We start from the raw sequence: 19,185 nt of genomic DNA on the forward strand, positions 1-19,185 counted from the left end.
GAAACTATTTCTTCAACAAACGAAATTCGATGCTGTCGAGCAGTGCCTGCAAACTGGCTTCGATGATATTTTCGTTTACGCCCACGGTGTACCAGCGGTCCTTACCGTCGGTGGACTCAATGAGCACGCGGGTTTTGGCGGCGGTGCCGGTGGTGCTGTTGAGTATTCGCACTTTATAATCCGTCAACCGCACTTGCTTGAGCGCCGGATAAAATCCACGTAACGCATTGCGCAGCGCTTGATCGAGCGCGTTCACGGGGCCATCGCCATCGGCTACGGTGTGGGCGGATTTGTCGCCGACGCGCACTTTCACCGTCGCTTCGCAAACGTGATCCGCTGCATCGCCGCGCATCGAGACGTGATACGCTTCCAAATCAAATGCCGGCTCCACGCGACCGAGCGCTTTGCGGATGAGCAGCGCCAGCGAACCTTCCGCGCCTTCGTAATCGTAGCCGAGATGTTCCTGCTCTTTCACACGCGCAAGAATGTCTTTAAGCTCCGGCGCATCATTGGCAATGCGGATCCCCATCTCCTGCGCCTTCATCACGATGTTGCTGCGCCCGGCGAGATCGCTCACCAGAATGCGCCGCGCATTGCCGACCACTTCCGGATTGGTGTGTTCAAAACTGGACGCCACTTTTTGCACGGCGTTCACGTGCATCCCGCCTTTGTGGGCGAAGGCCGTTCCGCCCACCCACGGCTGGTGGCGATCGGGAACGAGGTTGGCCACTTCATCGACGAAACGCGAAACCTCGCGCAACTTTTTCAAACGCGCTTTCGGCATCGAGCGTCGTCCCATCTTCAATGCGATATTTGGAATCGCGCTGGTGAGATTGCAATTGCCCGTGCGCTCGCCGTAGCCATTGATGGTGCCTTGTACCTGTGTGGCACCCTGCTCCACCGCCACCAAGGCGTTCGCCACGCCGAGCCCGATGTCGTTGTGCGTGTGGATGCCGATCGGGCACGAAAGTTCTTTGCGCGCCGCCGCGGTGATGGCCGCCACTTCGCTGGGCAGCGTGCCGCCGTTGGTATCGCACAACACCACGAAATCCGCGCCTGCCGCTTCGGCTGCTTTCCAAGTGGCCATCGCGTATTCGGGGTCGTCCTTAAACCCATCGAGCGCGTGCTCGGCGTCGTAGATGACTTTGCGTTTGTTTTTTTTCAGAAACGCAATCGTGTCGGCGATCATCGCGATGTTTTCGTCCGGTGTGGTGCGCAGCACTTCCTTCACGTGCAACAGCCACGTCTTGCCAAAAATAGTGACCACCGGCGTCTTGGCATCGATCAGCAATTTCACTTGCGGATCATCTTTCGCCGAAACTTTCTTCCGGCGCGTGGAGCCAAAGGCCGCGATCTGCGCGTGCTTCCATTTGCGCTTGGCCGCTTGTTTGAAAAACTCGATGTCCTTCGGATTGCTCCCCGGCCAACCGCCCTCCACGTAATGCACGCCAAAGGCATCAAGCCGCTCGGCCACGCGAAGCTTGTCCGCGACCGAAAAGCTCACACCTTCGCCCTGCGTGCCATCGCGCAGCGTCGTGTCATAGATTTCAACCAGTTCCTTGCTCATCACTCCCGCCAAGCGGGAGGCGAGTTCTACGCCAAAGGCACTTGCCTTGCAAACCCCAAACGGCTTGTTTCCGGCAATTTACGCCGGAAAGGAGACCGTCCGCGTGGGCGAAAACTCCAATCGCCCCTGCACCACCCGTGGCGTAGGCAACACCTCATCTGCATCAATCATCTTGCGGATTTGATCGAACCACCACCCGGCCCGCGCCACCCGCCGACGCGTGCGCGGTACTTCCGCGCGAATCACATTGCGATCAAAACCCAGCTCCAGTTGTTCATTTAGTTCATTGTACATTTTGTTCTCCTTGGTTTGTGTTCAAACTCTGCAAACAGGATCTCACGAACATGGGACATTTACTGTCCTATATGAAATTAATTCTCAAATACGTTGATTCGCCGTCCGGCATGGAATAAAACCCGCCTTTGTCTTAGTCATTAAAAATTAAAACGCTCAAAGAAATGTTTCCCCATAAATTCATCCGATTTTGTTTATCCGTAATTTGGCCCCTTATCCCTGTCGTTATTGTGCCCAAGGTGGAGGCGGCTCCGGCAAATCTTTCATTAAAGAAAGGCGACCGCATTACGTTGGTAGGCGCGGGTATGGGTTCTCGTATGATTCACTATGGGCATCTTGAAACAGAACTTTATCTGCGGTTCCCTTTAAAAGACTTAACGATCCGGAACTTGTGTGATGAAGGAAATACTCCGGGGTTTCGCCCGCATCCTGGTCGAGGGCAAGGAGGCCAGTATGCCTTCCCGGGGGCACAGGAAATGATCAGCCAAAAACTAAAGGCAAGATCCGGCCCTAACGGCCATTTTGAAACGCCCGACCAATGGCTAACCCGTTTAAAGACTGATGTGATTATTGCCTTCTTTGGTTTTAATTCTTCCTTTGACGGCGCTGGCGAGCTGGGTCGGTTTAAGAAGGAGCTTGATGCATTCTTAAAACACACGCTGGCGCAGAAATACAATGGGAAGAGCGCTCCTCGTCTGGTCTTGGTTTCTCCCACGGCGGTGCAGTCCACCAAGGGGGTTACCGATGGAGTCCAGCAAAACACCAACCTCATTCTTTACACTGAGGCGATGCGTGCGGTGGCCCGCGAAAACAACGTGCTGTTCGTGGATGCCTTTAGTCCGTCCAGCCAATGGTACTCGGCCGGTGAAGCTCACACTGTCGATGGAGCTCTACTAAACGGGTTGGGATATCGCAAACTGGCGAGCCTTCTGGTTAAGGCTCTTTTTCAGGAAGAAAACCCATCAGAAAATCTGCGTTCGGCCGTTCACAAAGCCGTCATGGATAAAAACTTCTATTGGCAAAATGATTTTAAGATCCCCAATGGCGTCCACGTATATGGGCGTCGTTATAATCCCTTTGGCCCAAAGAATTATCCCTTTGAGCTCAAGAAGACTCGCGAGATGACTGAAATTCGCGATCAGGCGATCTGGGCGACGCTTAAAGGGCAGGCTTTTGATGTGAACGCTGCAGATGCCAAGACATCAAAATTACCGGCAGTGCAAAGTAACTACCGTCCGGGAGGCAAAAATGGTAATGTTAACTATAATCCCGGCAAAGTAACTCAAACCAAGATTCAGGTTGCTGAAGGATATAAGATAGAGCTCTTCGCCGATGAAGGGCGATTCCCGGATTTGGCTAACCCCGTACAAATGGCCTTTGATAACAAGGGCCGGCTCTGGGTTGCGACCATGGCCAGTTATCCGCATTACCGAATTGGGGATCCGCGCCCCAAGGATAAGCTGATCATTTTTGAGGATACCAATAATGATGGCAAAGCCGACAAGCAGATTAATTTTGCCGATGATCTGCATATCCCCATCGGTTTTGAAATCTCTCACGACGGAGTTTACGTGTCCCAAAGCGGAAGCCTTGTGCGGTATAAAGACACCAACGGCGACGACCGCTATGATACTCGGGAGGTGGTGCTTTCCGGGTTTGATGATCACGACACCCACCACGCCATCTCAGCGTTCTGCGCCGACCCTTCCGGTGCCTTTATCATGTGTGAAGGCGTGTTTCTTCACAGCAATGTGGAGTCGGTATTTGGTCCGCAACGCGGAACCAATGGCGGATTTTTCCGGTACAGTCCGCAGCGCAAGACAATCATCCGCTACTCTCAGTTCAGTATCCCCAACCCTTGGGGCGTTGCCTTTGACAACTATGGGCAGGATCTTTTCCTTCATACATCAGGCACAAGCTTGTCCTGGATGCTTCCCGGGTCAGTCAAGGCACGGTATGGAGCTAATTTAAAAGCCCCCAATATCATTACTTCAAATAATGTTCGCCCGACCTCCGGTGTGGAATTTGTTTCCAGCCGGCATTTCCCTGAAGAAGTTCAAGGCGACGTTTTAATCAACAACAACATTGGCTTTCTCGGGGCCAAGCAGCACAAGATAATCGATACGGATCCGGGCTTCACAACGGAGTTCCGACACGACCTGTTTGTTTCCAAGGACCTGAACTTTCGCCCCACGGACTTGGAATTCGCTCCGGATGGTTCACTTTACGTGGTCGATTGGCACAATGCATTGATCGGACACATGCAGCATAGTGCGCGGGATCCCAATCGTGACCACGCTCATGGTCGTGTTTACCGTATCACCTACCCATCCCGCCCTTTAGTTAAGCCGGCAAAAATTGCCGGGGCAGCCATCCCCCAGTTACTGGAAAACCTAAAGCTCCACGAGTACCGTTCGCGTTACCGGACGCGAAGGGAGTTGCGCGGCAGAGATGCGGACTCGGTGGTCAAAGCCACGCGTGCCTGGGTAAAGAACTTGCCGAAAGATGCAGATGAACGCCTGAAGCTGGAAGCCCTGTGGGTCACATGGGGTGCCGGGCAAATTGATGTAGCACTCCTAAAACAATTACTTGGCTCTGGAGATCACCGCGTTCGTTCCGCAGCAGTCCGCGTATTGCGCTTCAACCTCAAGCAGGTAAAGAATCACAAGGAACTACTCACCAAGGCGGCAACCGATTCCCACGGTCGGGTACGCATAGAGGCGACGGTTGCCGCATCCTTCCTTGGCAAAAAAGATGGCCTAGAAGTTTTGGCAGCGGCCGAGCCCAAAGGGATTGCTCCCACCTACAAGCAAACTATGGATTTCGCCAAAGGCGTCCTTGAAAACACCCCCGTACCTCCTGCCGTTCATAGGTCACGGCTCCAACCCCCCGCGCATCTCTCCAAGGCGGAGGCAAAACTCTATGTCCTGGGCGAGGAAATTTATAATCGGGATGCCCACTGCGCCACCTGTCACCAACCCAATGGCAAAGGCTTGCCGGAATCGGGATTCCCCCCATTGGCTGGCACATTATGGTCCAATGGAGATCCGGAACGGTTAATTAAACTAACTCTCAAGGGATTACTTGGGCCGATTGAAGTGAAGGGCAAAAAATATCCCGGCCAGGTGCCGATGACCCCCTTTGAATCGCTATTGAATGATAATGAAATCGCTGCCGTGCTTACCTTTGTTCGTAATTCCTATGGGAATGAAGCCTCAGTGATCAGCCCTGCGCAGGTATCTCGTGTACGCAATTCGGTAAAGGATATGAGGGGACTCTATAATCCGGCCGATTTACTGAAGGAACATCCCCACAACAAATAGATCTTCATTAGGTTTGAGCCCAAAAACCACGCAACCCTTGTGGCCCTCAACGTGGCCGTGAAGGGCGAAGACAGGACGTGGCAACGTGGATACGCACAGGCGCTTGGGGACATTCACCGGACGTTGGATCGATTGATCAAGATCACGGTTAATGGAACAGAGCGCAATCCGGGCTCGAATTGAATTTCTCTTTCGCTTTCCCCCCTGCCCCGCTAGGTTGCCGCGCGTATGGCATTGCACTTGCATAATACTCTTTCGCGAAAGGTGAACCCGTTTGAACCGTTGAACCCCAACGGCGCGGTCGGAATGTATTGCTGTGGGCCAACGGTTCATGACTTCGCGCACATTGGGAATTTCCGGACATTTGTGTTTGCCGATCTGGTGAGACGTTACCTCGAATTCCGAGGATACGAAGTGAACCACGTGATGAACATCACGGATGTGGAAGATAAAATCATCCGGCGTGTGCGCGAGCAAAACACCACGCTTGCCGAATACACCACGAAATATCAGGAGGCATTTTTTGCTGACCTCAAAGTGCTTAACTGCACCGAGGCACACCACATTCCAAAGGCGACCGATCACATTCCGGAGATGATCGATCTCATTAGTAAACTCATGGAGCGTGGCATTGCGTATCAAGCGGCGGATCAGTCGATTTATTTTTCCATCGAAAATTATCAGAGTTGCGGCTGCCAATACGGGCGGCTGGTGAATCTCAACTTTGACGAAATGCGGCAAGGCGAGCGCGTGAGCGATGACGAATACGAAAAGGAATCGCTGGCGGACTTCGCCCTATGGAAAGCGCGGGTGCCGGATGATGGCGACGTTTATTGGCCCAGCCCATGGGGCGAAGGCCGTCCGGGATGGCACATTGAGTGCAGCGCGATGAGCATGAAATTGCTCGGCACAAGTTTTGATTTGCACCTCGGCGGCGAGGATTTGGCCTTCCCGCATCACGAGGATGAAATTGCCCAAAGCGAAGGCGCGGGCGTTCAGGAGGAAGGCAAGCCGTTCGTGAAGCATTGGCTGCACGGCGCGCACCTTTTGGTGGAAGGCAAAAAGATGAGCAAAAGCCTCGGCAACTTTTACACGCTGCGCGATCTCATCGATAAAGGCTACGACGGCCGCGAGGTGCGCCAACTAATGATCAGTGCGCACTATCGCGAGACATTCAATTTCACAATGTCCGGCCTCGACGGCGCGCGCACGGCGATGAATCGCATCGACGAATGCGTCAGCAAACTCCATGAGCTGGCTGAGGGTGCTACTGCGAATGCCGCACCGGAAGTCATCAAAAAATTCACCACTGCACTCGACGACGACCTCAATGTTTCCAGCGCGTGGGGCGTGGTGTTCGATTGGGTGCGCGACTGCAACCGCCGCCTTGCCGAAAACCAAATGGACGCCACCACCGCCGCCGCCGAATTGGCCGCGTGGGAAAGCATCGACACCGTCCTCGCTGTGGGCAAAGCCGAAGAGGAAGCACCAGCGGAACTCACCGCCCTGCTCGAAGAACGCGCCGAAGCGCGCACGGCAAAAGATTTCGCACGCGCGGATGCGATTCGTAATGAGTTGGCAGAACAGGGATGGGCAATTGAGGATACGGCAAAGGGAGCGAAACTGAAGCGGGCAAAATGACCAAGCCTCCAATGACCAAATCCCAAGGAAAAACCAAAACCCAAATCCCAATTGACGGAGGGAAAATTTGGGCATTGATTCATTGGGCATTCCTTGGTCATTGCTCATTGCTCATTGGGAATTAAAAAATGTCTCTTTTCATCACATTCGAAGGCACCGAAGGCTGCGGCAAATCGACGCACATTCACAAGCTCACTGAGCGCTTGCAGGCGGCGGGGCACACGGTGCGCGTCGTGCGCGAGCCGGGCGGTACAGAGAGTGGCGAACAAATCCGTAAACTGCTCAAGCACGGCCCGAAAAATCTCACCGCCGAGGCTGAGCTATTGCTGATGAACGCCAGTCGCGCACAGTTGGTGCGGGAAGTCATCCGCTCCGCATTGGCGGCGGGAGAGGTAGTTTTGTGCGATCGATTTTATGATTCCACCACCGTTTATCAAGGCGCGGGGCGCGGGCTGGATGCGGCGCAGGTGCAGGCGATTATCGATTTTGCCGTGGGCGAAACACGACCGAATTTGACGATTTTTCTGCAAATTCCGCTGGAAATCAGCGAAAAACGCCGCGCCAATCGGCAAGGCACCGATCGGTTTGAGTCCGCAAATCGGGAATTTTTCCAGCGAATCGAGGCCGGTTATGCCGCGCTGGCGAAATCCGAACCGGAGCGCATCCACACTATTAACGCCGATCGACCGCTCAATGCCGTGCAAGCGGACATTTGGACGACGGTTTCCAGTTTACTGAAAAGTTGAGAAAGCCGTTGACATTCCCGCTAGTTCCGCTAATTTCCCGCTCCCTTTTCGTATGGCTAATCAGGTAAACATTAAAATCAAGAAGGTCAAAGACCTCAAATCCGAGGAACGCCTCGCTTGGCGGCGCGATTATCTTTCACGCAAAACCGGCCGCAAGACCGAGCACAATTTGCGCGTGAAAGAGAACATCTCCAACCTCCGCCGCACGCTGCGTCAAGTGACCGCCAATGGCGACCAAGCCAAGGCAACCGAGACGCTGCAGAAATTGCAGAGCGCGCTGGACAAAGCCGCGAAGGTGGGCGTGATGCACAAGCGCACCGCTGCCCGCCGCAAGAGTCGCCTCAGCAAAAGCGTGGCCGCGCTGAAAACTGCGTAACCGGTTAGCAAAAAAAATTCAAACGCCCGATGAACAGTCGGGCGTTTTTTTATCGTCCAAATTCTGTGGCGTGGTAAGTTTCGTTTATGCGAATCACTTTGTTTGCCCTGACCCTCTGTGCACTTTCTCTAACAGCTGCTGCGCGTAAACCGAATGTCATCATTATTTATACTGATGATCAGGGATCGGTAGACTTGAATTGCTACGGCTCGAAAGACCTTGTCACGCCGCACATGGATGAGCTGGCTAAGCGCGGTGTGCGTTTTACACAATTTTATGCGTCAGCACCGGTATGCTCCCCTTCACGAGCCGGACTTTTAACGGGCCGTTATCCGTTGCGCGCGGGCATGCCAGGCAATGCCGGCTCTACTAAAGGCAAAGCCGGCCTCGCCGCCAGTGAAGTCACGATCGCTGAGACTATGAAAGCAGACGGTTACAGAACAGCCCACATTGGCAAGTGGCATCTGGGTTACACTCCTGAAACGATGCCAAACAATCAGGGCTTTGATTATTCGTTCGGGCACATGGGTGGCTGCATCGACAATTATTCCCATTTCTTTTATTGGCAAGGCCCTAACCGGCATGATCTCTGGCGTAACGGTAAAGAAGTTTTTGAGGACGGTAAATTCTTTCCCGAACTTATGGCTGCGGAAGCGGGGAAGTTTATCCAGCAAAACCAAGACAAACCTTTCTTTATGTATTTTGCCTTGAATACGCCACATTACCCATATCAGGGATATGCAACATGGCTCAAGCAATACAAAAATCTCCCCTCCCCCCGCAATCTTTACGCCGCGTTTCTATCCACGCAGGATGAGGCGATAGGCCAACTGGTCGGCACGGTGGATCGGCTTGGACTGCGTAAGAATACGATCATTATTTTCCAAAGCGATCATGGCCATAGTCACGAGGAACGCGCTCATTTTGGAGGGGGAAGTTCAGGCCCGTATCGCGGGGCAAAATTTTCCATGTTTGAAGGAGGCTTACGTGTGCCTGCAATCATCAGCTGGCCGGGAAGTTTACCGGAAGGTGCAGTGCGAAATCAGATAGCCCATAGCTGCGACTGGCTACCAACCATTGCTGAGCTTACAGGGTCCAAGCTGTTACAAAAGGATATCGACGGCAAAAGCATTGTGAGTGTAATCAAAAATGATCAAGCCAAGACACCGCATGATGTGTTGCATTGGCAGACAGGACGTGGAAAACAGCCGCGCTGGGCAGTACGTCAGGGTGACTGGAAACTAATCGGCAACCCGCAAGACACTAGCAACAAGGCACCCTTAACGGCAAAAGACCAACTCTTCCTCGTAAATTTAAGGGAAAGTGTGAGCGAGATGAAAAATCTGGCAGCGAATCACCCGGACATTACCCAACGCCTGAAAAAACTTCACGACGACTGGGCGAATAATAACACAAAGTAAATTAGACACTACTTCGACTGTGCCAGCATCCACTGGATAATGCGTTCACGCGCTTCGGCAGTTGGTGGGGTCACATGCCCCCCCCCATTCACCTTCCAAAGCTCAGTGGTTACAGTCTCATCCTTGTTGGTAAACCGCGTTATGGTCGTCTCTTTTCCAAGTACCCGCCTTGCCAAATCAATCTTTTCCTTACTGGCGTCCACAGCCTTGTCACATTTGTTGAACCGGCGCCAATTCTCAAAATTCTCTTCCGCAGAGGGGTAGGCACGAGCAATTATACTTCCGCCTTTCCACTTGATCGTGCTGTCTTTTGTTCCATGAATATGCAACACGCTCAACGGATTGTTCGGTTGCTTTGGCCATTTTTTGAAGCCTACCCCGGCGAAAGGAACAATCGCGGTAATCAGATCTGCATGATCCTGAGCCATTCGGTAGCTCATAAACCCGCCATTGGATAAACCCGTCACATACACTTTCTTCTTATCAATACTGTATTCTTTCCGGGCCCATAGGATCAGGTCACGCAGATAGGCTGAATCGTCATGTTTATTCCTAAAGTCACAACAGGCATTGGTCGCATTCCAACTGCGGTCTAACCCGCTGGGAAAGCAATAAAGAAACCCGTATTTCTCCGCCAAGTCTGCCAGTGGGAAAAATGCCGCCTGACCACGACCGTTAGAGGTGAATCCGTGTAGCGACAGGATGAAGGGATATTTTTTCTTCGGATCGTAATTCTTGGGCGTGATGATTTTGTAATCGCGCGTATTCTTCCAAGCTGCTTCAGCGGGCTTGAGGGGGGCTGCCGCCTTCAAAGAAAAAGAGGCGGCAATTAGCAGAGCAACAAAGATGTGTTTCATCATTGGATTAAAATACGGCAATTCTCGGATAAGGGTTACATTGCCCGTGCATTTAATTCATATGCAGCACGGCCTTGATCACCCCTGTTTCCGGCTTAAGCCAGTTGGGGAACTCACCGATGAAATCGTCGTAACTGGCTTGATGCGAGAGCCATGGATCGGTGTCTATGACGCCCTCTTCGATGAGGCCGATGATGCGCTGGAAATCGCCTGGCAACGCATTGCGCGATGCTTTGATAGTGATTTCAGGCCGGTGAATGGTCACATGTTTGAAACTCAACTCCTGCGTGGTGATGCCCACGTACAACACCTGCCCCGTGAACGCGCAAAATTGAAATGCGTTGGACATCGAGACGTGACTGCCCGTGGCGTCGATGACCGTGGTCGGCAACTCCCCGCCGTTCACTTCCCGTAATCGCTCGACCTCGGTGCCATCATTTTTGAAAATCACCGTGTGATCCACGCCGAGCTTGCCCTTGCAAAACTGCAGACGCGTTTCGTTCATATCCATTACTGTGATTTCGGTTTGGGCCACTTTCAAAAACTCAATCACCGCCATTCCAATTGGCCCCGCGCCAATCACCAAAACTTTGTCGCCTTTGCTGGAAGCCGCACGATTTACACAGTTGCAACCAATCGCCAGCGTTTCCACCAGCGCCAACTGATCCATCGTCATTTTTTTTGATGGATGCAATTTCCGCGCCGGCAAAATAAACCGCTCACACATCCCGCCATTCTTATGCACGCCAATGACTTCCAACGATTCACAACAATTCGTCGCGCCCTTGCGACAGGCAAAACACTCGCCACAATTCATATAAGGCTCCACCGCGCAGTGATCGCCCTCCTGCACATTGTGCACTCCTTCTCCCACCGCCAACACCGTCACCCCCAACTCATGTCCGGGAATCACCGGATACGTATAAAACGGCATCTTTCCAAGGTACCCCGACACATCCGTACCACAAATCCCCACCCGGGACACCTCCACCAACGCCTCGCACGAGCGCGGCAATTCCGGTTCATCAATAATTGCAGTGGTGAATTGCTCAGGCTTTTCAAGAATAATTGCTTTCATAAAAATCTAGTTATTGTTCGGCAAGCCCTCAATGTGCCCAATGTCTTTGACTGGTTCAATAATGGCCAGCACTTCGGTGAGCAGCTCTTCATCCATCGGAGACGCCGCCCATTTGGCCCAGTTACGAACGTTATCGGGGTTGGCGCTGCCGGCGATGGTGGTGGTGATGTTTTTGTTGGCCACGCAGAATTGGACGGCGAGCTGCGCGATATCCACGCCTTTGCTGGCGCAGTGGTCGGCAGCCTGTTTGCAGGCGGCACGGACTTCTTCCGGCTCTTTGTGCCACGCGGGCAAGGTCGCATTCGTGAGCAGCCGCGCGCAAAAAGGGCCGGCGTTCATGATGCCGACTTTCTTTTGTTTGAGATAATCGAAGTGCTCGGCGAAGCGGGTGTTTTGCAAATGATAATTATTATAAGAGAGCACCACGTCCACATCGATTTGGTCGAGGATGAACGGGAAAATTTTCATTGGATACCCGGAGAAGCCAATGTAGCGCACCTTGCCCGCATCGCGGACTTTTTGAATCGCGGGAATGGTTTCGTCGACGATCTGTTGCAAGTCCACAAATTCAATGTCGTGGCAAAGAATGATGTCGAGATGATCAATTCCCATACGGTGAAGACTAACGTCAATACTTTCCACCACGCGCTTGGCGGAGAAATCGAAATGCGCCAAATCGTACCGGCCCAGCTTTGTGCCGAGTATAAACTCTTCACGCGGCAAATCACGCAACACCTGCCCAAGCAACACCTCACTCATACCGCGCCCGTAAAACGGCGAGGTGTCAATGAAGTTCATCCCCAAATCCAGCGCTACGCGACAAGACCGCAATGCCTCTTCAATCGTCACCCGCCGAAACTCCTGCCCCAATGACGACGCGCCATACGAGATGACCGGCAATTCAAGATCCGTGTTGCCCAGCTTGCGGCGCTTCATATCAGGCGAGGTGTTTTTTAAAAGCGTCGAGGGTGGCCTTGGCCGCTTCATCGGAATTCGGCCACGGGAAGGCCTCGGCGGAGGCGTACTGATCGTAGCCGATTTCTTTCAAAGCAGCAGCGATTGGCGCATAGTCCATGTGAGCGCACCCGGCGGGGCGGCGGTTACTGTCCACAAAATGTACGTGACCGATGTGTTTGCCATAAGTGCGCAACGCGTCGGCGATGTTGATTTCCTCGATATTCATGTGGAAGAGATCGGCGAGGATGACGATGTTGTCGGTGTCGAGTGTGCCGAGAAAATCCACGGTGTCTTCGGCGCGATTGAGCAGATTACTTTCATAGCGGTTGAGCGGTTCGTAAATTAAAGGCACGCCCGCGGCTTTGGCGTGTTCGCCGAGTTCGTTGAGTGCAGTGCGCAGAAAATCGTGCGCTTGCACTTTGCTCACGTCACCTTCGAAGCGGCCTTGCATTGAACCGATGATGGCGGGCGCGCCGAGCTTTGCCCCGGCGTCGATGATGGCGCAGATGAAATTTTTGGCGTTGTCGCGCGAGGCGGCGTCCGGCTGACAAAGGTGCCATTTGTGGATGACCCATCCGCCGCCCGTGCCCACGGCGGCGACGTTGAGATTATGCTGCGCGGTGAGCGCGCGGAGTTCATCGACGGGAATCGCATCGGCATTGGGCGCGAATACCTCGACGGCATCGTAGCCCAACTCAGCGGCTTTGGCGCAACCGGCGGCGAGATCGTGCCAGAAAATGAACGGGCCGCCTTCGGCTTCCTTGACGAGTGAGATGGTGACTGCGGATTTGATCATGCGACAAATAACCGCTTGAAGTGGCGGTCATAAAGATTTTCGGTGACATTTTTACCAACGACTTCAGCGTTGGCTTTCAGTAAATCGGTGTAGCGCGCGCCCTCTTTAGCGGCGAGCTTGAAGGCAATATGCAGTAACTGGCGGAAGTGTTGGTTGTACTCCGGATGCTCCTGCACGTGCCGCAGCGCGTTGGCGTATTGGTCACCGGCCCAGCCATTGACTGCCTCGGCGGTGGGTAGCTTGGCAGAATCAATGTCAATTACCGAGGCGTACGGCGCGCACATCGCGTCCACATTCTCCAGTGCCTTGGCGTAAATCTCTTTGGACAACGTGAGGCCTTCGCCGCCGGCTTCGGCAAGGCCGATGAGTTCTTCGAGCCAAGTGGTGCCCGCAGTTTTTACGTGAACGCCCGCGCCAGTGCGGCGGAGGGCGTTGCCGATGATCGGGTAAATGGAAAACTTATCGCTGCCGCTATGCACACTGAGCTTTAGGTTTTCTGGCAAACCATAATTCGCAATCGCGTGCGCGATGACGGCGAGGTCATCATTGAATTCCTTCTCGAACTGCGCAAGGTCACCGACGTAATCAACGCCCTTATTAAAACGGCCCGTGAATTTTGGCGCGATGGTCTGCAGCTGCACGCCTTCATCGGCGAGCGCGGCGAGGATGATCAATAGCTCAGGCGGCGTCTGTGGCGCGTCAGTTTCGTCCATCGAAACCTCGGCGATGAACTCGCCTTTCTTCGATTCAATGTGGCGATAAATTTTCGCCGCCTCGGCAACTGCGGAGAGATATTTGGCGGCGACTTTTTCCACGTACTCGCGGGTGATTTCGATTGGCTCGTCAATGCCCGCGAGGGTCACGCTGCCGATCAACTCGGGATGTTTCCCAATAAACACCGCCACCGCATCGCCTTCGGGCGCATGGCCGATGGAATCGGCCACGTCGATGGTGAAAAAATCAGAGCAGTCGAGATACTTGTCGACCGTGTCCATGTTGATGTGATCAGCATCCACATGCCATCCTTTAACCCAGCCGAGTGCCCCCACTGCAGCCTTCGCGGCGTCGAAAACACTTTGTGGTTCAGAGCCGATGAAGTTGTGTTCGCGGTTGGATTTGTTCCAAACCGGAATCACGTCGATGCCATTTTCCGCGAGCTTCACGCAGGCTTGTAATTGCGCTTTTGCCTGATGAGCAAAGCGATCGCCCACACCGATGGTGTATTTTTCAAGAGTCAACATACCGAAGGGCGGAATTTAGCGGAACGCGAAACAGAAGCAAGCATCTCTTTGTAAATTGTTAACAATTGTGATTGACGCGGTTTAGAGGTGGGGCAACAATTTGCCGGTGATGATTATCAACAAACCCGTTCGCTCATTGCGGGAGCAGATTACTAATGTACTGCGGTCGGAAGTGCTGGCGGGTGTGTGGACGAATGAGGTGCCGATGCGCGAACACGCGTTGGCTGAGCGGTTTGGCGTGAGTCGCGGGCCGATTCGCGATGCGCTGCTGCAGCTTTCGCAAGAAGGCGTGTTGGTGTATTCGCCGAACAAAGGCGTGCGCGTCAACACACCGCCCGCCGAGGCTGAGCGGCTATTGCTGCAATCAATGCGGCGTGAGATGGAGACATTTTGCATCGGCCAATGCATCGAGCATTTGACTGAGGCGGACGATAATCAGCTTGAAGGCATTCTGGCCGAACTTTACCGCGTGTGCGAACGCGCTGATCTCAGTGCCATTGCCGATTGCGATTTAGCGCTACACCGTTACCTCGTGCGGCGCGCTTCGCGTGAATTGGAAGGAGTGTGGCAAAGCATCGCCTCGCGTTTGCTGATGGATTATTCGCGCATTGAACGCCTCGATCAAATCGTGGCCGAACACGAGGCAATTGTGCGCGCGGTAAAAAAACGCAATCTCAAGGCCGCCCAAAAAGCGCTCCACGCGAACATCATTTAATGCGACGACTGACATTCATTTTTATCTGCCTCACGACCGCGGTTGCCTTTGCAGACAACCGCGAAGGAGATCGATTATTTGCGCTGAAAGTACGCGGGATAATCAATTCCAAATGTATTGCGTGCCACGGCGCGGAGACGAACAAGCTGAAAGGCGAACTGAACCTGTCCTCGCGTGCGGCAATGTTGAAAGGCGGTGAGAGTGAAACACCCTCCATCGTGCCCGGCAAACCGTTGGCCAGCCCACTTTACCTGGCATCCACACGGGCGCATGAAGATGATTGGTCCGCCATGCCGCCGAAGGAGAACGACAAACTTTCGGCGGCGCAGTTGGCCGCACTCAAACGTTGGATTGAATTGGGCGCGCCGTGGCCAAATGCCAAGACGCAGGCGCGCTACATCGCCGAGGAACGCGCCAAGCCGATGACCGACGAAGGCGTGCTAATCAAAACCAGCGGCGGGCTGTCGGAGGACTGGACCTTTCGCCGCTATCAACCGGAGGATGTGTGGGCTATTCAGCCATTGAAAAAACCGGCGGTGCCGAAGGGCGCGGTGAATCCCATTGATGCGTTCGTCGGTCGCAAGCTAAAAGCAGACGGTTTTGCTGCCGCGCCGGCGGCGGATTTTCGCACGTTGCTGAAGCGCGCGAATTACGATCTCACCGGCCTGCCACCGACACCGATTGAAATTCTTAAATTCCGCCAAGCGTGGGATAAGGATCCCGACAAGGCGTGGAGCACGCTCATCGACGAACTGTTGGCCAGCCCGCATTACGGCGAGCGCTGGGGGCAGCATTGGCTGGACGTCGCCCGCTACGCCGACACGGGCGGTTACTCCAACGATTACGAGCGTTCCAATGCTTGGCGGTACCGTGATTATGTCATCCGCGCCTTCAATGAAGACAAGCCGTACAATGAATTTGTGATTGAACAAATCGCAGGCGACGAGCTGTGGGAGCAAGCGCCAATAGGAAAACGTGATTCGGCATTGCTGGTGGCCACCGGTTTCCTGCGCATGGGGCCATGGGATCCGGCGATGGTGAAGGTGCCCGAAGCGCGCCAAATTTTTCTCGATGACGTTGTGAATTCCGTTGGGCAGACTTTTCTCAGCACCACGATGCGATGTTTCAAATGTCACGATCACAAGTTTGATCCGTTGCCCACACGCGACTATTACCGAATGTACGCGACCTTCGCCGGCACGCAGATGGCTGAACGTCCCGCGCCGTTTTTGAAGAATGAAAATCTCGACCGATTTGCCGAGCAGAAAAAACACGTGCAGGGCCTCTTGAGTTTTGCGAAAGAGAAAACAAAGGAGCTCACTGACAAACGCGAGGCGGCGGCCGCTGCGTGGTACAAAAAATCCGGGTTGGATTATGTCCCGCTTGAAAAACGAAAGAGTTTTGCGGATGAGAAAAAACCGCCGCGCCACGTGGGGCTCGATCCAATGGAACAAGGCCGCCTGAAAGTGCGCGAGCAAGATTCCTGGATTTGGGAGCGTCGGTTGGAACGTTTTCAGCCGATGGTGCAGAGTGTTTACAACGGGCCCGACCCGAAATATTTGAACGCGCGGAAATTGCGCTCAAAAGCCACGCCCAATGGCAACTGGCGGCCAGACAGCCACATTTACATGGGAGGCTCTTTGCAGGCACCGGGCCAGAAAGTGAATCCAGGCGGGTTAAGTGCCACGGGCATCCCAGTCTCCACCTCGGGTGATCAACCGCTGCAGCGCCCGCGGTTGGCATTGGCCAAATGGATTGCGAATCCGAAAAACCCGCTCACGGCGCGCTCTATCGTAAATCGCGTGTGGCAGCATCATTTTGGCAAACCGCTCGCGGGCAACCCGAACAATTTCGGAGCCAAAGGTGCCAAGCCGACCCATCCGGAATTGCTCGACTGGTTGGCGGCGGACTTCGTGGAGCACGGCTGGAAATTCAAGCGGTTGCACCGGATGATCATGCTTTCGAAAACCTATCGGCAATCCGGCCGTCATCCGCTATTGGAGAAACTGCAAACCGAGGATCCGAACAATGACCTTTTTGCCTACCATCCACCGCGCCGCCTTACGGCTGAGGAGCTACGCGATAGTTTGCTAATGGTCACAGGTGAATTGAATCCTACCATCGGCGGCCTGCCGGTTATGCCGGAGATTAACATGGAGGTTGCACTCCAACCGCGCATGATCCAGTTCTCTATCGCGCCGGCGTATCAGCCCTCGCGAACACCGCCCGAGCGCAACCGGCGTACCATTTATGCCTACCGCGTCCGCGGCCAGTCCGATCCGTTCCTTGAATTGTTCAATCAACCCAATTCCAACAGCTCTTGCGAAGAACGCGATGCGGCTGCCGTCACGCCACAGGCTCTCACATTGCTCAACAGCGACGTGATGAGCGACCGAGCCATTGCCTTGGCCCTGCGCGTAGAGAAAGAAATGGCCACGCTGCAGCTGCAAATAAAGCACGCTGTTCAACTGACCTTCGGACGCGTGCCAGACAAAGTGGAACAGCAACGCCTCGAACAATACATTCTCAAAATGCGCGCCTACCACGCGAAACAACAACCCGAGCCGGTGAAATATCCCACCCGCATCACACGTTCACTCGTTGAAGAACTCACCGGACAACCCTTCAGGTACGAAGAAATTTTACCCGTTTTTGAAAACTATGTGCCGGACAAAAAACCTGCCAACGTAAACGCAAACACCCGCGCCCTCGCCGATTTGTGTCTATTGCTTTTCAACTCAAACGAATTTATTTACGTTTACTGATATGAACGCACCCTTCTCGCTGAACACAGCCTCACTCCGCCGCCGTGATTTCCTTTATGGCCTCGGCTCATCATTAGGTGCGCTGGCAATGACCGACCTTTTGGCCAAAGAAGCCACGGGCCCATTAACACCCAAGAAGCCGATGCACGCGCCCAAAGCCAAGGCAGTGATTATGCTTTTCATGGAGGGCGGGCCGAGTCAGGTGGATACATTTGATCCGAAACCCGCTTTGAACGCGAAACATAAAACAGAATCCAAACGCACGGCGGGGCTTGCAAATGGGTTTCGTTTTTATGTTGGCAGTCCATTCAAGTCACGCAAGGTCGGCCAGTCGGGATTGGATATGAGTGATCCGTGGGTGCATTTGCCGGAGGTTGCCGATGAACTTTGTAACTATCGGGGTTGCCAGGCAGAGTCACTGAATCATCCGGAGGCGCTTTTCCATATGAATACCGGCAGCCGACTGGGCGGCGATCCTGCTTTGGGGTCGTGGGTGAATTATGGGCTCGGCACTGAGAATCAAAACCTGCCTGGCTACGTTGTGATGACCGAGCTGGCCATGCCACAGGGAGGGGCGCGCAATTGGGGCAACGGTTTTTTACCTGCGCATTATCAAGGCACACGCCTACGGCCAAGCGGTTCCCCAATTCTGGATCTACACGCGCCAAAACACAAAACCCGCGACCACCAACGCAAGGCACTTGATGAGCTGGCATTTCTGAATCAACGCCACGCAAAAAAACATCCGGAACACGCCGACCTTGCTGCGCGCATGGAAAGCTACGAGCTGGCCTATCGCATGCAGATGGAAGTGCCGGGCGTTATTGATCTCACGAGCGAGCCCGAACACATCCGCGAAGCTTACGGCATGAATCAAAAGGAGACAGCGGAATTCGGCCGCCAATGTTTAATGGCCCGTCGCCTCGTTGAGAAAGGTGTTCGCTTCGTGCAGGTTTTTTCAGGCGGCTGGGACAGCCACGACTATCTGGAACGCGGCCACGCCTCGCGCATCAAAAGCGTGGATCAACCAATAACCGCCCTCATCAAAGACTTAAAGCAACGCGGTATGCTCGACGACACGTTAGTCGTGTGGACCGGCGAGTTTGGCCGCACCCCCGACAACAACCGTCGGGGCGGCGTCTACGCACTCGGCCGCGGCCACAACATCGATGCAATGACGATGCTGATGGCAGGCGGCGGCACAAAAAAAGGCTCAGTCGTTGGTGCCACCGACGAGATTGGCGCGAAGGCCTCGGAGGTCGTTCACCCCATCCGCAACCTGCACGTGACGCTGCTCCATCTGCTTGGACTCGACGACAACAAGCTCACCTACTTCCACGCCGGCCGCTACAAACAACTCAGCCAATTCGGCGGGAAGGTCATTAAGGAACTAATCGCGTGATTTGCG

Annotated in this window: 15 protein-coding genes; 8 read left to right on the top strand and 7 right to left on the bottom strand. The window is 54.0% G+C overall.

The window, feature by feature from the left end:
• Positions 1–4 precede the first annotated feature (4 nt).
• Complete coding sequence (locus H8E27_13320; protein ID MBC8326594.1) at positions 5–1,567, bottom strand: citramalate synthase; 1,563 nt, start codon at positions 1,565–1,567, stop codon at positions 5–7.
• 78 nt (positions 1,568–1,645) lie between these two features.
• Positions 1,646–1,861, bottom strand: coding sequence for a hypothetical protein (locus tag H8E27_13325; GenBank protein MBC8326595.1), 216 nt, complete (start codon positions 1,859–1,861; stop codon positions 1,646–1,648).
• A 164-nt stretch (positions 1,862–2,025) separates the two neighbouring features.
• Here H8E27_13325 and H8E27_13330 point away from each other — a divergent pair, with 164 nt between their 5' ends.
• The 5 genes from H8E27_13330 (at position 2,026) to H8E27_13350 (ending at position 9,368) form a co-directional block, all read left to right on the top strand.
• The gene (locus H8E27_13330; GenBank protein ID MBC8326596.1) at positions 2,026–5,184 is read left to right on the top strand and encodes a c-type cytochrome; all 3,159 of its coding nucleotides are present in this window, start codon (positions 2,026–2,028) and stop codon (positions 5,182–5,184) included.
• Between the two features lie 228 nt (positions 5,185–5,412).
• Entirely contained in the window at positions 5,413–6,825 is a 1,413-nt protein-coding gene (locus tag H8E27_13335) for a cysteine--tRNA ligase (protein MBC8326597.1), read from the top strand.
• Between the two features lie 128 nt (positions 6,826–6,953).
• Entirely contained in the window at positions 6,954–7,571 is a 618-nt protein-coding gene (gene tmk / locus H8E27_13340; GenBank protein MBC8326598.1) for a dTMP kinase, read from the top strand.
• A gap of 52 nt (positions 7,572–7,623) precedes the next feature.
• Positions 7,624–7,947 carry a 30S ribosomal protein S20 gene (locus H8E27_13345; GenBank protein MBC8326599.1) on the top strand — a complete coding sequence of 108 codons (324 nt, stop codon included), beginning with the start codon at positions 7,624–7,626 and terminating at the stop codon, positions 7,945–7,947.
• Positions 7,948–8,033: 86 nt separating this feature from the next.
• Positions 8,034–9,368 carry a sulfatase-like hydrolase/transferase gene (locus H8E27_13350; protein MBC8326600.1) on the top strand — a complete coding sequence of 445 codons (1,335 nt, stop codon included), beginning with the start codon at positions 8,034–8,036 and terminating at the stop codon, positions 9,366–9,368.
• Positions 9,369–9,376: 8 nt separating this feature from the next.
• Here the strand turns inward: H8E27_13350 and H8E27_13355 are convergent, their stop codons facing one another.
• Genes H8E27_13355 through H8E27_13375 form a run of 5 tightly spaced genes read right to left on the bottom strand, consistent with a single transcriptional unit; the run spans position 9,377 to position 14,297 of the window.
• Positions 9,377–10,228 carry a dienelactone hydrolase family protein gene (locus H8E27_13355; GenBank protein MBC8326601.1) on the bottom strand — a complete coding sequence of 284 codons (852 nt, stop codon included), beginning with the start codon at positions 10,226–10,228 and terminating at the stop codon, positions 9,377–9,379.
• Positions 10,229–10,277: 49 nt separating this feature from the next.
• A complete protein-coding gene (locus tag H8E27_13360; protein MBC8326602.1) occupies positions 10,278–11,303 on the bottom strand; it encodes a zinc-binding alcohol dehydrogenase family protein in 1,026 nt (341 codons plus the stop codon).
• A 6-nt stretch (positions 11,304–11,309) separates the two neighbouring features.
• Complete coding sequence (locus H8E27_13365; GenBank protein MBC8326603.1) at positions 11,310–12,239, bottom strand: aldo/keto reductase; 930 nt, start codon at positions 12,237–12,239, stop codon at positions 11,310–11,312.
• A 1-nt stretch (position 12,240) separates the two neighbouring features.
• A complete protein-coding gene (locus tag H8E27_13370; protein MBC8326604.1) occupies positions 12,241–13,056 on the bottom strand; it encodes a sugar phosphate isomerase/epimerase in 816 nt (271 codons plus the stop codon).
• Positions 13,053–14,297 (bottom strand): hypothetical protein, encoded by a 1,245-nt coding sequence (locus H8E27_13375; GenBank protein MBC8326605.1) that lies wholly within the window; start codon positions 14,295–14,297, stop codon positions 13,053–13,055. Before H8E27_13375 ends, H8E27_13370 begins: the two co-directional genes overlap by 4 nt.
• A 106-nt stretch (positions 14,298–14,403) precedes the next feature.
• Between H8E27_13375 and H8E27_13380 the strand changes: the two genes are divergently transcribed.
• From H8E27_13380 to H8E27_13390, 3 genes are read left to right on the top strand one after another with little or no spacing between them, the layout of a single operon-like run.
• Positions 14,404–15,012 (top strand): GntR family transcriptional regulator, encoded by a 609-nt coding sequence (locus tag H8E27_13380; GenBank protein MBC8326606.1) that lies wholly within the window; start codon positions 14,404–14,406, stop codon positions 15,010–15,012.
• Complete coding sequence (locus tag H8E27_13385) at positions 15,012–17,777, top strand: PSD1 domain-containing protein (protein ID MBC8326607.1); 2,766 nt, start codon at positions 15,012–15,014, stop codon at positions 17,775–17,777. Before H8E27_13380 ends, H8E27_13385 begins: the two co-directional genes overlap by 1 nt.
• 1 nt (position 17,778) lies before the next feature.
• A complete protein-coding gene (locus tag H8E27_13390; GenBank protein MBC8326608.1) occupies positions 17,779–19,179 on the top strand; it encodes a DUF1501 domain-containing protein in 1,401 nt (466 codons plus the stop codon).
• The last annotated feature ends 6 nt before the right edge of the window (positions 19,180–19,185 follow it).

This window comes from Limisphaerales bacterium (genome assembly GCA_014382585.1).
GTDB lineage: Bacteria > Verrucomicrobiota > Verrucomicrobiia > Limisphaerales > UBA1100 > JACNJL01.

What these genes read in the sequence shown, in the direction of transcription:
- H8E27_13335 (MBC8326597.1), top strand. Translation starts at nt 5,413, where the DNA reads ATGGCATTGCACTTGCATAATACTCTTTCGCGAAAGGTGAACCCGTTT.
- H8E27_13330 (MBC8326596.1), top strand. Translation starts at nt 2,026, where the DNA reads ATGTTTCCCCATAAATTCATCCGATTTTGTTTATCCGTAATTTGGCCC.
- H8E27_13385 (MBC8326607.1), top strand. Translation starts at nt 15,012, where the DNA reads ATGCGACGACTGACATTCATTTTTATCTGCCTCACGACCGCGGTTGCC.
- H8E27_13365 (MBC8326603.1), bottom strand. Translation starts at nt 12,239, where the DNA reads ATGAAGCGCCGCAAGCTGGGCAACACGGATCTTGAATTGCCGGTCATC.
- H8E27_13325 (MBC8326595.1), bottom strand. Translation starts at nt 1,861, where the DNA reads ATGTACAATGAACTAAATGAACAACTGGAGCTGGGTTTTGATCGCAAT.
- H8E27_13360 (MBC8326602.1), bottom strand. Translation starts at nt 11,303, where the DNA reads ATGAAAGCAATTATTCTTGAAAAGCCTGAGCAATTCACCACTGCAATT.
- H8E27_13370 (MBC8326604.1), bottom strand. Translation starts at nt 13,056, where the DNA reads ATGATCAAATCCGCAGTCACCATCTCACTCGTCAAGGAAGCCGAAGGC.
- H8E27_13350 (MBC8326600.1), top strand. Translation starts at nt 8,034, where the DNA reads ATGCGAATCACTTTGTTTGCCCTGACCCTCTGTGCACTTTCTCTAACA.
- H8E27_13345 (MBC8326599.1), top strand. Translation starts at nt 7,624, where the DNA reads ATGGCTAATCAGGTAAACATTAAAATCAAGAAGGTCAAAGACCTCAAA.
- H8E27_13320 (MBC8326594.1), bottom strand. Translation starts at nt 1,567, where the DNA reads ATGAGCAAGGAACTGGTTGAAATCTATGACACGACGCTGCGCGATGGC.
- H8E27_13390 (MBC8326608.1), top strand. Translation starts at nt 17,779, where the DNA reads ATGAACGCACCCTTCTCGCTGAACACAGCCTCACTCCGCCGCCGTGAT.
- H8E27_13355 (MBC8326601.1), bottom strand. Translation starts at nt 10,228, where the DNA reads ATGATGAAACACATCTTTGTTGCTCTGCTAATTGCCGCCTCTTTTTCT.
- tmk (MBC8326598.1), top strand. Translation starts at nt 6,954, where the DNA reads ATGTCTCTTTTCATCACATTCGAAGGCACCGAAGGCTGCGGCAAATCG.
- H8E27_13375 (MBC8326605.1), bottom strand. Translation starts at nt 14,297, where the DNA reads ATGTTGACTCTTGAAAAATACACCATCGGTGTGGGCGATCGCTTTGCT.